Annotated in this window: 8 protein-coding genes; 2 read left to right on the plus strand and 6 right to left on the minus strand. The window is 74.4% G+C overall.

Translation table 11 applies throughout. The features are described from left to right. Window positions 1-149 precede the first annotated feature (149 nt). The 4 genes from glgB to GWJ10_RS19160 all read right to left on the minus strand — a co-directional run bounded on the left by glgB (window position 150) and on the right by GWJ10_RS19160 (window position 7911). On the minus strand, window positions 150-2381 hold the full coding sequence (gene glgB / locus GWJ10_RS19145; protein ID WP_163188921.1) for a 1,4-alpha-glucan branching protein GlgB: 2232 nt from the start codon (window positions 2379-2381) through the stop codon (window positions 150-152). Window positions 2382-2465: 84 nt separating this feature from the next. After that, the gene (locus tag GWJ10_RS19150; protein ID WP_163188922.1) at window positions 2466-3965 is read right to left on the minus strand and encodes an aminoglycoside phosphotransferase; all 1500 of its coding nucleotides are present in this window, start codon (window positions 3963-3965) and stop codon (window positions 2466-2468) included. Window positions 3966-4093: 128 nt separating this feature from the next. Further along, window positions 4094-5899: a maltose alpha-D-glucosyltransferase gene (gene treS, locus GWJ10_RS19155; protein WP_083711947.1), complete on the minus strand. Its 1806-nt coding sequence runs from the start codon at window positions 5897-5899 to the stop codon at window positions 4094-4096. Then, window positions 5896-7911 carry an alpha-1,4-glucan--maltose-1-phosphate maltosyltransferase gene (locus tag GWJ10_RS19160; protein WP_241005909.1) on the minus strand — a complete coding sequence of 672 codons (2016 nt, stop codon included), beginning with the start codon at window positions 7909-7911 and terminating at the stop codon, window positions 5896-5898. The genes treS and GWJ10_RS19160 overlap by 4 nt, the downstream gene beginning before the upstream one ends. 277 nt (window positions 7912-8188) lie before the next feature. Here GWJ10_RS19160 and glgP point away from each other — a divergent pair, with 277 nt between their 5' ends. Continuing rightward, window positions 8189-10792 (plus strand): alpha-glucan family phosphorylase, encoded by a 2604-nt coding sequence (glgP, locus tag GWJ10_RS19165; RefSeq protein WP_086150736.1) that lies wholly within the window; start codon window positions 8189-8191, stop codon window positions 10790-10792. Between the two features lie 465 nt (window positions 10793-11257). After that, window positions 11258-12169, plus strand: coding sequence for a DUF559 domain-containing protein (locus tag GWJ10_RS19170; protein ID WP_163188924.1), 912 nt, complete (start codon window positions 11258-11260; stop codon window positions 12167-12169). A gap of 86 nt (window positions 12170-12255) precedes the next feature. Here GWJ10_RS19170 and GWJ10_RS19175 read toward each other — a convergent pair whose 3' ends face one another. Both GWJ10_RS19175 and GWJ10_RS19180 read right to left on the minus strand, forming a co-directional pair. Next, window positions 12256-13431, minus strand: a complete 1176-nt coding sequence (locus tag GWJ10_RS19175) for a hypothetical protein (RefSeq protein WP_061269337.1) — start codon at window positions 13429-13431, stop codon at window positions 12256-12258. A 20-nt stretch (window positions 13432-13451) separates the two neighbouring features. Then, on the minus strand, window positions 13452-15206 hold the full coding sequence (locus GWJ10_RS19180) for an FAD-binding dehydrogenase (RefSeq protein ID WP_163188925.1): 1755 nt from the start codon (window positions 15204-15206) through the stop codon (window positions 13452-13454). Between the last annotated feature and the right edge of the window lie 28 nt (window positions 15207-15234).

Here is a 15234-nt window from a genome sequence, read left to right on the forward strand (position 1 = left end):
GGCGGTGGCGCCGGGTCGTGGCGGGCCTGGCGGGAGCCGCGAGGAACGAGCGGCGGATGGTAGACCCGGCGCCACCGCCCCACCCACCACCCAGGGCGACCAGACCACGACCTCGGCGAACCAGGCCTCTACCTCGGCGGACCAGACCTCTACCTCGGCGACGGGACGAGGTACAGCGCGCCGAGCGGCGGGACGCGCAGGGCCGCGGAGTACGCGCGCCCCTTCCACGGGACGGGCTCCGCCTCGACCTCGCCGAGGTTGCCGACACCGGAGCCGCCGTAGACCTCGGCGTCGGTGTTGAGGACCTCGCGCCACGCGCCGCCCGACGGCAGGGCGACGCGGTAGCCCTCGTGCGGCGTCCCGGCGAAGTTCACGACGACGGCGACCTCGCTGCCGTCGCGCCCGCGGCGCACGTAGGCGAGGACGTTGTGGTCGGCGTCGTCGGCGTCGAGCCACTCGAACCCCGCGGGGTCGTGGTCGAGCTCCCACAGGGCCGGGGTCGCGCGGTACAGCGCGTTGAGGTCGCGCACGGCGTGCTGCACGCCCTGCCGGCCCGGGTCGGCCGCGAGGCCGTCCCAGTCGAGCGACCGGCCCTCGTTCCACTCGGAGTGCTGGCCGATCTCGCTGCCCATGAAGAGGAGCTGCTTGCCGGGGTGCGACCACTGGTAGGCGAGGAACGCGCGCACGCCGGCGCGCTTCTGCCAGTCGTCGCCGGGCATCTTCCCGTAGAGCGAGCCCTTGCCGTGCACGACCTCGTCGTGGCTGATGGGGAGCACGAACTGCTCGGAGTACGCGTAGACCATGGAGAACGTGATCTCGTGGTGGTGGTACCGGCGGTTGATCGGCTCCTCGGCGACGTAGCGCAGGGAGTCGTTCATCCAGCCCATGTTCCACTTGAGCCCGAACCCGAGGCCGCCCGCGGAGGTGGGCCGGGTGACGCCCGGCCACGCGGTCGACTCCTCGGCGATCATCATGACGCCGGGCGTGCGCCGGTACGCGGTGGCGTTGGCCTCCTGGAGGAACGCGATGGCCTCGAGGTTCTCGCGGCCCCCGTGCACGTTGGGGTGCCACTGGCCGGGGCCGCGCGAGTAGTCGAGGTAGAGCATGGACGCGACGGCGTCGACGCGCAGCGCGTCGACGTGGAACTCCTCGAGCCAGTAGGTGGCGTTGGCGACGAGGAAGTTGCGGACCTCGTTGCGGCCGAAGTCGAAGACGTACGTGCCCCAGTCGGGCTGCTCGCCGCGCAGCGGGTCGGCGTGCTCGTAGCAGGGCGTGCCGTCGAAGCGGGCGAGGGCCCACTCGTCGCGCGGGAAGTGCGCGGGGACCCAGTCGACGACGACGCCGATCCCGGCGGCGTGCAGGCGGTCGACGAGGTAGCGGAAGTCGTCGGGGTGGCCGAACCGGGACGTCGGGGCGTAGTAGCCCGTGACCTGGTAGCCCCACGACCCGCCGAACGGGTGCTCGGCGACGGGCAGGAGCTCGACGTGCGTGAACCCCTGCTCGACGACGTACGCCGTGAGCTGCTCCGCGAGGTCGCGGTAGGACAGGCCCTGGCGCCACGAGCCGAGGTGCACCTCGTAGATGCTGAGCGGCTGCGTGTGCGGGTCGTGCGCCGCGCGCTCGGCGAGCCACGCGTCGTCGGACCACTCGTACCGGGACTCGACGACGACGCTCGCCGTCGCCGGGGGCACCTCGGCCGCCTTGGCGAGCGGGTCGGCCTTCTGGCGCCACGAGCCGTCGGGCCCGAGGATCTCGTACTTGTAGCGCGCGCCCGCGACGACGCCGGGGACGAAGAGCTCCCACACCCCGGTGGACCCGAGCGAGCGCATCGGGTGCGTGGGTCCCCAGCCGTTGAAGTCGCCGATGACGCGGACCGCGCGCGCGTTGGGCGCCCAGACGGCGAACGCCGTGCCGGTCGTGTCGCCGAGCGCGCTCGGGTACGTGCGCACGTTCGCGCCGAGCACGCGCCACAGCTCCTCGTGCCGGCCCTCGCGGATCAGGTGCAGGTCGACGTCGCCGAGCGTGGGCAGGAACCGGTAGGGGTCGTCCACGGTCGTGGACTCGTGCCCGTAGCGGGCACGGACGCGGTAGTCGGGGGCGTGCCGAGTGCCGTCGGCGTCCTGGTGCACCGGCACGACGGCGGCCCATACTCCGTCCTGCTCGTGCACCGCCGGGTGCTCGCCGTCGGCGGTGACGACCACGACCTCGTCCGCGAGCGGGCGCAGGACGCGGACGACCGCCCGCGCGTCCGCGGCGTCGTCCGCGAGGTGCGGGCCGAGCACGGCGTGCGGGTCGAACGTGCGCCCGCCCGCGGCCGCGGCGAGCGCGTCCTGCGGCACGACGACGGGGGGCGGGGTGGCGGAAGCGGCGGGCCCGGTCATGGGGCAACCTTTCCACGTCCCGCGCACCCTCACAGGACGGGCTCGCCGGACGGTCCGGTGCGCGCGGCCGGGCGACCGCGCACGTCAGGCGTTGCCTGCGAGGAGGCGGTCCACGGCGGCGAGGGGGATGGGCTCCCAGCCGGGACGGTTGCGCGACTCGTAGACGACCTCGTAGAGCGCCTTGTCGAGCGTGAGCGCGCGGACGAGCGCCTCCGAGGTCGCGTGGTCGACGCCCGCGGTGTCCGCGCGCTCGTACGCGTCGAGGAACGCGGCGCGCGCCTGGACGGCCCACGCGGCGTCGGGAGCGCGCCCGACGGCGGCCGCGTAGTCGAACGAGCGCACGATCCCGGCGACGTCGCGCAGGGCGAGGTCGGGGCGGGTGCGCTCCGCGACCGGCCGCAGCGGCTCGCCCTCGAAGTCGAGCACCTTCCAGCCGAACCGGCGGGCGTGCAGCACCTGCCCGAGGTGCAGGTCGCCGTGGACGGTCTGGAGTCGCGGGAGGGCGTCGGGGACGCGCGTGACGGACGCGAGCCGCACGGCCGTGCGGTCCCAGAACGTGGCGATCTCGGTCGCGCGCCGGCCGAGCGCGCTCGACGACGCGACGGCCTCGTCCGAGCGGCGCCGCAGGTCGGCGACGAGCCAGCGCGCGTCGACGGGGGAGCCCACGTCGAACGCGCGCCGGAGCGCGGCGTGCAGGTCGGCGAGGACCCGGCCGAGGTCTGCGGCGAGGTCGGCGAACGACGACCCCTGCCCGGCGTAGGCGCACGCCAGGTCGAAGCCGTCGCGCGCGCCGTCGACGAACTCGCTGAGGATGGCGAGGTGCGCCGACCGGGGGGACGCCGGGTCGGGCGCGTGCCCGGGACCGGCGGGGTCGTCGGTCGCGTCCCAGCCCACCTCGAGCCACGCGAGCGGTCGCGGCACGCCCGCCCACCCCTGGGCGGCGAGCGCGCGCGGGATCGTCACGTCCGGGTTGGGGCCGATCGCGATGGCCCGCAGGACCTTGAGCATCGTGCCGCCGGCGACGCCGGGCAGCAGCACCGAGCTGTTCGACTGCTCGACGCTCAGCGCCCGCCCGCCCGCGAGGTCGAGCGGGGCGGCGTCCGCGGCCCCGGCCGCGGGGGACGTCTCCCAGTCGGCGACGGCCAGGAGCGCCGCCCAGCACGCGGGGTGCGCGGCGCCGTCGTGCACGAGCCAGGCCGTCCCGGCGGTCACGCCGCCCCCGGCGTCGTGCACCGTCCCGAGCGGCGCGGCGGGCGCGCGCCCCGGACCGGTGGACGGGGCCGCGCCGCCCGGGGTGCGCACGTCGCCCGGGGCCGCGGGCGTCGCGTCGACCGGCTCGAGGACGAGCGGCACCTGGACGACGAGGTCGACGCCGTCCCCGAGCAGCCGCAGCAGGTGGAGGACGACGCGCGGGGCCCGCGCCGGGTCCTGCCCGGCCGTCGCCGGGACGTCGAGCGCGAACGACAGCCACGGCACGTGCCGCACCGTGACGCCCTTGACGGGGTACCACCGGCGCTCCGGCAGCCACGCGTCGAGGAGCGTCATGAGCTCCGAGGAGGGAAGGTCCGTCCGTCGGAGCGTCATGCGCGCCTCCCTGTGGCTGGGTCGTCGGGTCGTCGGCAGGTCGTGCCCCGGGGTGCCCGGGGCCCCGCCGTCGGGTCACGACGGCGGCAGGCTCCATCCGACCACGACGCGCCCGATCTCGCCGGGCGTCAGGGGGTCGTGCCCTCGGGGCCCCCGACGACGAGCCAGTAGAAGTCGCGCGAGCCCCACGTCATGACGACGCGCCCGTCGTCCCCGACCGCCGGGAAGTGCGCGCCGCCGAACACGTCGGTGAGCGTCGCGCCCGCGTGCCCCGGCAGGTGCACCGCCGCGGACCGGGCGGTCGCGGAGAGGTTCGCCACGCACAGGATCGTCTCCGTGGGCGTGCGCCGCAGGAACGCGAGGATCGACTCGTTGTCGCACTCGAGCGCCACGAAGTCGCCCGTGCCGAACGCCTTGTGGCGGCGCCGGACCTTGAGCATGCCGTGCACCCAGTGCAGCAGCGACGTCGACTGCTCGAGCTGCGCCTCGACGTTGACGTAGCCGTAGTGGTGCACGAGCGACTGCACGAGCGGCAGGTACACCTTGCCCGGGTCCGCGGTGGAGAACCCGGCGTTGCGGTCGGGCGTCCACTGCATGGGGGTGCGCACGGCGTCGCGGTCGGGCAGCCAGATGTTGTCGCCCATGCCGATCTCGTCGCCGTAGTACAGGCACGGGCTGCCCGGGAGCGAGAGCAGGAGGGCGTGCGCGAGCTCGACCTCCTTGCGCGAGTTGTCGAGCAGGGGAGCCAGCCGACGGCGGATCCCGACGTTGGCGCGCATGCGCGGGTCGGGCGCGTACCACCCGTACATCGACGCGCGCTCCTCCGTCGAGACCATCTCGAGCGTGAGCTCGTCGTGGTTGCGCAGGAACGTGCTCCACTGCGCGCCCGCGGGGATGTCGGGCGTGTCGGCGAGGATCTCCAGGACCTGGTTCGCGCGCTGGTCGCGGATCGCGTAGAAGATGCGCGGCATGACGGGGAAGTGGAAGCACATGTGGCACTCCGGCTCCTCCTCGGTGCCGAAGTAGTCCACGACGTCGCGCGGCCACTGGTTCGCCTCGGCGAGGAGGATGCGACCCGGGAACTCGGTGTCCACCATGCGCCGCACGCGGCGCAGGAACTCGTGCGTCTGCGGAAGGTTCTCGCAGTTGGTGCCCTCGGCCTCGTAGAGGTACGGCACCGCGTCGAGACGGAACCCGTCGACCCCCATCTGCAGCCAGAACCGCGCGACGTCGAGCATCGCGTCGGCGACGCGCGGGTTCTCGAAGTTGAGGTCGGGCTGGTGGGAGAAGAAGCGGTGCCAGAAGAACTGGCGCCGCACCGGGTCGAACGTCCAGTTGGACGTCTCCGTGTCGACGAAGATGATGCGCGCGTCCTGGTAGCGCGTGTCGTCGTCGCTCCACACGTAGAAGTCGCCGTACGGGCCCTCCGGGTCGGCGCGCGACGCCTGGAACCACGGGTGCTGGTCGCTCGTGTGGTTCATGACGAGGTCGATGACGACGCGCATCCCGCGCGCGTGCGCCTCGCTCACGAGCTCGGCGAAGTCCGACGTCGAGCCGTACTGCGGCGCGATCGCGGTGTAGTCGGACACGTCGTAGCCGCCGTCGCGCAGGGGCGACGGGTAGAACGGCGGCAGCCACAGCGCGTCGATGCCGAGCCACTGGAGGTAGTCGAGGCGGTCGATGAGCCCGCGCAGGTCGCCCGTCCCGCTGCCGTCGGAGTCGGAGAACGCGCGGACGATCACCTCGTAGAACACCGCCGTGCGGTACCAGTCCGGGTCGTCGGACAGCCCCGGGCGCGTCTCGACGGGCGGCGCCGGCTGGCGGCGCGGCGGAAGGGCCGCGACGGGGACGGGCGCGGTGAGCGGGGGCACGGGAGCGGGACCGGCGGCGGGTCCCCGCACGGGGACCGGGGCCGCGTCCCGGGGGAGCGTCACGAGGCCCTCACGTGGATGACGTGCGCGACCTGGCGCAGCGGCTCGAGCCGCACGTACACGTCCTGCCCCCAGCCGTAGCTCTCGCCGGTCAGCTCGTCGTGCGCGACGAACGACGGCGCCCAGGGGTCCTGGCCGTCCGCGAGCGGGGGGAGGCCGAGGGCCGCGAGGTCCAGGTGCACGTTCGACTCCTGCGGGGAGTGGGGGTCGAGGTTCACCACGACGACGACCGTGTCCGCCTCGCCGGTCGGCGAGTGCTCGGCCGGCAGGTGGCGCGAGAACGCGAGCACCTGGTCGTTCGTCGTCGGGTGCACCGTGAGGTTCCGGAGCTGGCGCAGCGCGGGATGGTCCCGGCGGATCTCGTTGAGCCGCGCCAGCAGCGTCGAGATGCCGATCTCGTCGGCGAGCGCCCAGTCGCGCGGCTTGTACTCGTACTTCTCGTTGTCGATCTGCTCCTCGACGCCCGGGCGCGGCACGTTCTCGACGAGCTCGTACCCGGAGTAGATCCCCCAGGTGGGGGCACCGAGGGCGGCGAGCACCGCGCGCACGGCGAAGCCCGCCACGCCGCCGTGCTGGAGGTACGGCGGGAGGATGTCGTGGGTCGTGGGCCAGAAGCTCGGGCGCATGTAGGCGCCGGCCTCGCCCGAGACCTCGGTGAGGTACTCCGCGAGCTCGTCGCGCGTGTTGCGCCACGTGAAGTACGTGTACGACTGGTGGAACCCGATGCGCGCGAGGGTGTGCATCATCGCGGGCTTGGTGAACGCCTCGGAGAGGAACACGACCTCGGGGTTCGTCGCACGCACCTCGGCGAGCAGCCACTCCCAGAAGTCGAGCGGCTTGGTGTGCGGGTTGTCGACGCGGAACGCGGTGACGCCGCGGTCGATCCACACGCGCACGACGCGCAGCACCTCGGCGTAGATGCCCTCGGGGTCGTTGTCGAAGTTGAGGGGGTAGATGTCCTGGTACTTCTTCGGCGGGTTCTCGGCGTAGGCGATGGAGCCGTCGGCGCGCGTCGTGAACCACTCGGGGTGCTCGGCGACCCACGGGTGGTCGGGCGAGCACTGCAGCGCGAGGTCGATCGCGACCTCCAGCCCGTGCCGCCGGGCCTCCTTGACGAACGCGCGGAACGTGCGCTCGCTGCCGAGCTCGGGGTGGATCGCGTCGTGGCCGCCGTCCTTCGAGCCGATGGCGTACGGGCTGCCCGGGTCGCCGGGGAGCGCGGTGAGGGAGTTGTTGCGGCCCTTGCGGTGCGTCGTGCCGATGGGGTGGACGGGGGTCAGGTAGACGACGTCGAAGCCCATCTCCGCGATCGCGGGCAGACGGCGCGCGGCCGCGGTGAACGTGCCCGAGCGCCAGCGCCCGTCCTTGAGCCGCCGGGCGCCCTCGGAGCGCGGGAACATCTCGTACCACGCGCCCGCGAGCGCGAGCGGGCGCTCGACGCGCAGCGGGTACGTGGCCGACGCCGTGACGTGGTCGCGCAGGGGGGCGCGCTCCAGGACGTCGCGCACCTCGGGCGACGTCGCGGCGACGAGCCGGGCCTCGGCGGGGCGGGTCGCGTCGGCGAGCGCAGCGAGCGCGTCGGTGAGCGTGCGCTCGTCCGCGGGCGTCCGGCGGCCGGGCGTGCCGTCGCGCCCGGGGAGGGGGACGGCGTCGGCGAGGACGCGCTCGAAGAGCAGCACGCCCTCGGCGAGCATGAGCTCGACGTCGACGCCCGCCGCGACCTTGACCGTCGCGTCGTGCGCCCACGTGCCGTAGGGGTCGCTCCACGCCTCGACGCGCAGCGACCAGTCGCCGACCGCGTCCGGGTGGAGCGTGGCGCGGAACCGGTCGAGCCCGGGGGCGACGTCGACCATGGGCGCCGTGCGCTCGGTGCCGTCGGGCGCGACGAGGACGGCGGTCGCGGCGACGGCGTCGTGGCCTTCCCGGAAGACGGTCGCCTCGATCGGCACCATCTCGCCGACGACGGCCTTGGCGGGCCACCGGCCGCCCTCGACGACGGGCGACACCTCGAGCACGGGGATGCGTCCGACGGGTGCGGCGGGGGCGGGGGCGGGGGCGCCGCCTCGGGGGCGAGGGGCGCCGGTGGCGCGGGGGCGGCGCGGCGCGAGGGCCGGAGGGGTCGACGTCACACGCACAACGTATCGAGGGGCACGGGGGCCAGGCACCTGGGGGAGGGGTCGGCGCGTCGCGCACGGGTCGCGCACGATAGCCGGGTGAAATTTCATGCAAGCGTTACACACAGGTTGCGGCGCGGGGGTGTGCACCGGCGCCAGGCTGCGTAGTCTCGTCCCCGTGAGAGCCATCCGACGGTTCACCGTCCGCACCCTGCTGCCCGCCGAGCTGCGCGACCTGGACGAGCTCGCGCACAACCTGCGCTGGTCCTGGCACGCGCCCACGCGCGACCTGTTCGCCGGTATCGACCCCGAGACGTGGGCGGCGGTCCACGGCGACCCCGTCGCGCTGCTCGGTGCGCTCGGTCCCGAGCGTCTCGCGGAGCTCGCCGCCGACGGCGCGTTCGTCGAGCGCGTGCGGGCCGCGGCGGCCGACCTGCGCCACTACCTCGACGACGCGCTGTGGTACCAGCAGCGTGCCGCGGAGGCGTCGGAGGGCGGTGGCTCCCTCCCGGCCGCGATCGCGTACTTCTCGCCCGAGTTCGGCATCACGTCCGTGCTGCCCCAGTACTCCGGCGGCCTCGGCATCCTCGCCGGCGACCACCTCAAGAGCGCGAGCGACCTCGGCGTGCCGATCGTCGGCGTCGGGCTCCTCTACGGCGCCGGATACTTCAAGCAGTCGCTCACGCGCGACGGCTGGCAGGTCGAGACGTACCCGCTCCTCGACCCGGACGGCCTGCCGCTCACCCTCCTGCGCGACGACGACGGCACGCCCGCGCGCGTCTCGCTCGCCCTGCCCGGGGGCCGCACGCTCCACGCGCACGTGTGGGTCGCGGCCGTCGGCCGCGTGCCGCTGCTCCTGCTCGACTCGAACGTGCCCGGCAACGACGAGGCCGCGCGCAAGGTGACCGACCGCCTCTACGGCGGCGGCGGCGAGCACCGCCTCCAGCAGGAGCTGCTGCTCGGCGTCGGCGGCGTGCGCGCGCTGCGCCTGTGGTCGCGCCTCACCGGCGCGCCCGAGCCGGAGGTTTACCACACCAACGAGGGCCACGCGGGGTTCCTCGGCGTCGAGCGCATCCGCGAGCTCGTCGAGCAGGGCCTCACGTTCGACGCGGCGCTCGAGGCCGTCCGCGCCGCGACCGTCTTCACGACGCACACGCCCGTGCCCGCCGGCATCGACCGGTTCGGCCGCGACCTCGTCACCCAGTACTTCGGCGGCGACATGGCGGTCGACGGCCTGCCCGTCGAGCGCGTCCTCGCCCTCGGGGCCGAGGACTACGACGGCGGCGACCCGACCGTGTTCAACATGGCCGTCATGGGCCTGCGCCTCGGCGGGCGGGCGAACGGCGTCTCCCTCCTGCACGGCGAGGTGTCGCGCGGGATGTTCGAGGGGTTGTGGCCGGGCTTCGACGCCCGCGAGGTCCCGATCACCTCGGTGACGAACGGTGTCCACTCGCCCACGTGGGTCGACCCGGCGCTCGCGGCCCTCGAGGCCGAGCGGCTCGGGCTCGACGAGCTCACGGCCGAGCACGCGTCGTCGCGCTGGCTGCGCGGCGACGGGGAGGGCGCCGTCGGCGACGGCGAGCTCTGGGCGATCCGCCGCGAGATGCGCGGCCGGCTCGTCGACGAGGCGCGCCGCCGCGTGCGCAAGTCCTGGCGCGAGCGCGGCGCGACCCCGGCGGAGCTCGGCTGGGTCGACGACGTCCTCTCGCCCGACGTCCTCACCATCGGGTTCGCGCGCCGCGTCCCCACGTACAAGCGGCTCACGCTCATGCTCCGCGACCCGGAGCGGCTCAAGGCGCTGCTGCTGCACCCCGAGCGACCGGTCCAGCTCGTCGTCGCGGGCAAGTCGCACCCCGCCGACGACCAGGGCAAGCGGCTCATCCAGCAGCTCGTGCGCTTCACGGACGACCCCGAGGTGCGGCACCGCATCGTCTTCCTGCCGAACTACGACATCGCCATGGCGCAGTCGCTCTACCCGGGCTGCGACGTCTGGCTCAACAACCCGCTGCGCCCGCTGGAGGCGTCCGGGACGTCGGGCATGAAGTCGGCGCTCAACGGCGGCCTCAACCTGTCGATCCTCGACGGCTGGTGGGACGAGTGGTACGACGGCGAGAACGGCTGGGCCATCCCGACCGCGGACGGCGTCGAGGACGCGGACCGTCGCGACGACCTCGAGGCCGCCGCGCTCTACGACCTCGTCGAGCAGCAGGTCGCGCCCCGCTTCTACGACCGCGACGCCGACGGCGTGCCCGGCCGGTGGCTCGAGATGGTGCGGCACACGCTCGCGACGCTCGGCCCCAAGGTCCAGGCGACGCGCATGGTCGGCGAGTACGTCACGCGCCTGTACGCCCCGGCCGCCGCGGCCGGGCGCGCGCTGGCCGCCGACGGGCTCGCACCCGCCCGAGAGCTCGCGCAGTGGAAGCACGCCGTGCGCGACGGCTGGTCGCGCGTGCGCGTCGACCACGTCGACTCGGCCGGCATCGGCGAGGTGCCGCAGGTCGGCGACCGCCTCACGGTCCGCGCGTACGTGTCGCTCGGCGACCTGCGCCCCGAGGACGTCCAGGTGCAGGTCGTGCACGGGCGCGTCAGCGAGGCCGACGTCATCGAGGAGTTCACGGCCGAGCCGCTCGCGCTGGCCGAGACGTACGAGGCCGGCCGCTACGCGTTCGCGGGCGAGGTCGTGCTCGACGCGTCCGGACCGTTCGGCTACACCGTCCGCGTCGTCCCGACCCACGACGGCCTCCCGAGCGTCGCCGAGCTGGGCCTCGTCACCAACGCCTGACGCCCTCCGCCGAGGTAGAGCCTCCGCTCGCGAGGTAGAACCCTGGTCGCGCGAGGTAGAGCCGAGGTCACGCGAAGTAGAGGCATGGTCGCGTGAGGTAGCGCCGAGGTAGCGCCCTGGTCGCGCGAGGTAGAGGTGCGGTCGCGTGAGGCGGCTGCGTCATGCGATGGCGAGAGGGCCTGGCCGTCGTCGGCCAGGCCCTCTCGGCTCGCCCGTCCATGGACGGAGGTCGACGGCGGCGGACCGTCGTGCAGGGGCGGCGCCTTCGTCATCCACAGATCTGCCGTACTCGCCCCGCGACGGGGTGACGACCGGCACGCTGGGCCGATGGACGAGACGACGGGCAGCTTCCCGACCAGCCACGACCCAGCAGCACGGCGCAGGCTCGGGGCCGATGTGGCCCCGACCCGCCCCGCCGGTCGTTACACGGCGGACGGCAACGGGCCTCGGAGGGTTCCGCCAGCTGTGCCCTACGTGCGTCGACGCCGCGCGGAGCTGGCGGCGCGTGCGCGCGCCGGTGAGCTCGTGCGGGTACGGCGCGGCGTCTACCTGCCCTCGGCGCACTCCGCGCCGTCGGAGCGCGAGGAGTGGCTGCTCGGCGAGGTGCGCGGACTGGTCGACCGGCTCGTGACGCCGTTCTGGGTGAGCCACGACACCGCGGCTCTGCTCTGGGGCTGCTGGACCTGGCGGCTCCCGCCGTTCGCGCACCTGACTCAGCTCGGCCATCCGAACGTGACGAGAGAACGGGACGCGGCCGTACGTCGGCACTGGACCGATCTACCGGTCCGTGACCGCGCGGTCCTCGACGGCGTCCCTGTCACCAGCCTCGAGCGCACCTTGGTCGACTGTGCGCGGTCGCTGCCGCTCGAGCGCAGCCTCGTCGTGGTGGACTCCGCGTTGCGCCTGGGTGCGGACCGGGACGTGGTCGACTCGATCGTCGAGGAGTCGCGCGGCAAGCGCGGCGTCGTACGGGCGCGGCGCGCTCTCGAGCTCGCGGACCCGAGGTCGGAGTCCCCGGGGGAGACGCTCGTGCGGCTCGCGGCCGTGCTCGGCGGTCTGCCCGTGCCTCGCCCGCAGGTACCGGTGGTGACGTCACGTGGGAGGTACGTCGTCGACCTGGCCTGGCTCGACGCCCGGCTGGTGATCGAGTTCGACGGGGCGGTGAAGTACTCCGGCGGGGCGTACGGGGACCCGGCAGACGTCCGGCGCGCGCAGGAAGCCCGCGAGGCGGCACTCGTGGCGGCGGGATGGACGGTCGTGCGCTTCACCTGGGAGGACCTGGGCGACCCGGTGGCGGTCGGCTGTCGTCTCGCGGAGTCGCGTCGCCTCGCGCTCCGACGCCGCGCAGACAGCTCGCGACCTTCCTCGCCGAGGTAGAGCCCTGGTCCGTCGAGGGAGAGGCGTGGTCGTGAACCTGGCCTCTACTCCGGCGTACCTGACCTCTACCTCGGTCTACCTGGCCTCTATCTCGCGGGTGGGGGTGGGGCGAGGAGGTCGAGGTAGCGCGAGCGCGCGCGCAGCACGTCGGCGAGCTGGGTCTCGATGCCGTCCACGAACTCCTCCCGGTACACGGCGTCGACCTGCACGGAGATCGCGTAGTAGAGGCCGGTGAAGGTCGCGATCGCGACGGAGACGCGCAGCAGCGTCTGCGTCACGACGAGGTCCGCGCCGCCGACGCCACCCCCGCCGACGAGCGAGAGCGTGCGCTGCCAGGTGCCGCCGTCGACGTCCCACAGCGCCATGACCTCGGGGGTCACCGTGAGCGTGCCGAGCGCCATGAAGAACACGCCCATGCCGAGGCTCACGACGAGGACCTGGAGGAGCTGGCTCGTCGCGATCATCGTCGCGAGGTTCGCCGTCTGGCCGCGGCTGAAGCGCGCCGCGCGCTCGTGCCCGGGGTGGCGGGCGGCGGTCTCCGCGAGCGCCTCGCGCGCCTCCGCGGGCGAGCGCAGCCCGACGAACAGCACGACGAGCAGCGCGAAGAACGCGCCGAGCACGAGGTCGGCGACGCCGTGCGTGCGGTCGAACACCTGCCACACCTCGGCGTTGTAGAAGAGCACGAGGGAGAACACGAGCAGCAGCGGCAGCAGGCGCACGAGCCGCAGCAGGGCGGCGCCGAGCTCGTCGGTGACGCGCGCAAGCCCCCACCACAGCGACGACAGCACGCCGTACCCGACGACGACCCGCACGACCCCGAGCAGCACGAGGTTGCCGACGACGGTGAGCAGGGCGTCGCCCCACTGCCCGCCGAACACGACCGGCAGGAGGGCGGGCACGAGCACAAAGAACGCGAGCTCAGGGACGCCGACGGACTGGGGGAGCGTGGACCACGGCCGACCGCGCACCACGTTGAGCCCCGCGTACGCGGCCGCGACGAGGGCCGCTGCGCCGAGGAGCGCGAGCGCGTTCGCCCACGCGGGCCAGCCCGAGCGCACCGCGCCGGAGAGCTCGGCGAGCAGCACGACGAGCAGGAACGGCGCCGACCGCCCGAACACGTCGCGGTCGAGCGAGTGCCCCTCGACGAGCAGCGGGAGACCGTTGCGGCGGAACAGGCGCTCGCACGCGGGGACGTCGAGGTGGTCGACCGCCGCGGGGGCGCCGGGCGCGGGGGCCGGGGACGCGTCGTCGGGCACGGTCATGGTCGCCGACCCTACCCGGGTCAGCCCAGGTCGGCGGCGACCGCGCGGCCCGCGACACGGCCGGAGTAGAGGCACCCGCCGAGGAACGTCCCCTCGAGCGCGCGGTGGCCGTGCACGCCGCCCCCGCCGAACCCGGCCGCCTCGCCCGCGGCCCAGAGCCCGGGCAGCACGGACCCGTCCGCGCGCAGGACCCGCGCGGAGGTGTCCGTCCACAGGCCGCCGAGCGTCTTGCGCGTCAGCACGGAGAGGCGGACGGCGAGCAGCGGCCCGTCCTTCGGCGCCGTCAGGGGTCGTGGCGGCGACACGCGGATGAGCCGGTCGACGCGGTAGCGGCGCGCCATCGCCGTCGCGACGACCTGCGGGTCCTTGCCCAGCCCCGTGCGGACCTGCTCGTCGCGCAGGCGGACGACGCGCGCCAGGGCCGCCGGGTCGACGTGCCCGCGCGAGCCCGGCGTCGCCTCGACGAGCGCGTTCATCCGGGCGGCGAGCTCCTCGGGGGTGTCCGCCCACACGAACTCCGGCGACTGCTCGGCGAACCGTGCGACCGGCCCGACGGCGCCGGGCAGCACGCGCTGGGCGAGGAGCCGCACGTCCTTGCCCGTGAGGTCGGGGTTCTGCTCCGAGCCGGACAGCGCGAACTCCGACTCCATGATCGCCTTGTTGAGCACGAACCAGGAGTGGTCGTCGCCGCGCTCGGTGACGTGCTGGAGCGCGCCGAGGGCGTCGAAGCCGGGGAACAGCGGGGCGGGCAGCCGGTTGCCGTCGGCGTCGAGCCACAGCGAGCTCGGCCCGGGGAGGATGCGGATCCCGTGGTCCGTCCACACCGGCGAGTGGTTCGCGATCCCCTCCGGGTAGTGCCACATGCGGTCCTCGTGCACGAGGGCCGCGCCCGCGTCGGCGGCGACGCCGATCATGAGCCCGTCGGTCGAGTCGGGGACGCCGGACAGCATGCGGGCGGGGAGCCGGCCCGCCGTCTGCGGCCAGCGGGAGCGCACGAGCTCGTGGTTCGCGCCGATGCCTCCCGAGGTCACGACGACGGCGCTCGCCGCGATCTCGACCTCCCCGACGACGTCGCGCGACGACGGCACCCCGCGCCCGGCGTCCGACGGCGCGAGCACCTCCGCACGCACGCCCGTCACCGCGCCGTCGGTCACGACGAGCGACGTGACCCGGTGCCGGAACCGGACGTCGAGCAGGCCCGCGGCGCGCGCGTCCAGGGCGGCGCGGACGAACGGCTCGAGGATGCCCGGGCCGGTGCCCCACGTGACGTGGAAGCGGGGCACGGAGTTGCCGTGCGCGCCGGCGGCGGACCCGTCGGCGCCCGATCGCACCGGGTACCCGCCGCGCTCCGCCCACTGCACGAGCGGGAACCACCGCACGCCCTTGTCGTGCAGCCAGCCGCGCATCTCCCCGGCGGCGAAGTCGACGAAGCCCTGCGCCCACGCGTAGCCGTGGCGGTCGGGTCCCTCGCCGCGGTCCGCGCCGGGCGCGAACTGCGCGGACCCGAGCCAGTCGTCGAACGCGAGCTCGGCGGAGTCCGTGACGCCCATGCGCCGCTGCTCGGGAGAGCCCACGAGGAACAGGCCGCCGAACGACCACCACGCCTGGCCGCCCAGGCTCGCCGCCGGCTCCTGGTCGAGCAGGACGACCCGGCGACCCGCGGCCGTGAGCTCGGTCGCCGCGACGAGACCGGAGAGCCCGGCCCCCACGACGACGACCTCGGGGTCCTCGATCGTGGGCGGGGTGGGGGAGGAGTCGACCGCGCTGTCACTCATGCGGGAAGAGTAGAGCACGTGTCCAGAC

Source organism: Cellulosimicrobium sp. SL-1 (genome assembly GCF_011033075.1).
In the GTDB taxonomy this organism is placed as follows: domain Bacteria; phylum Actinomycetota; class Actinomycetes; order Actinomycetales; family Cellulomonadaceae; genus Cellulosimicrobium; species Cellulosimicrobium funkei.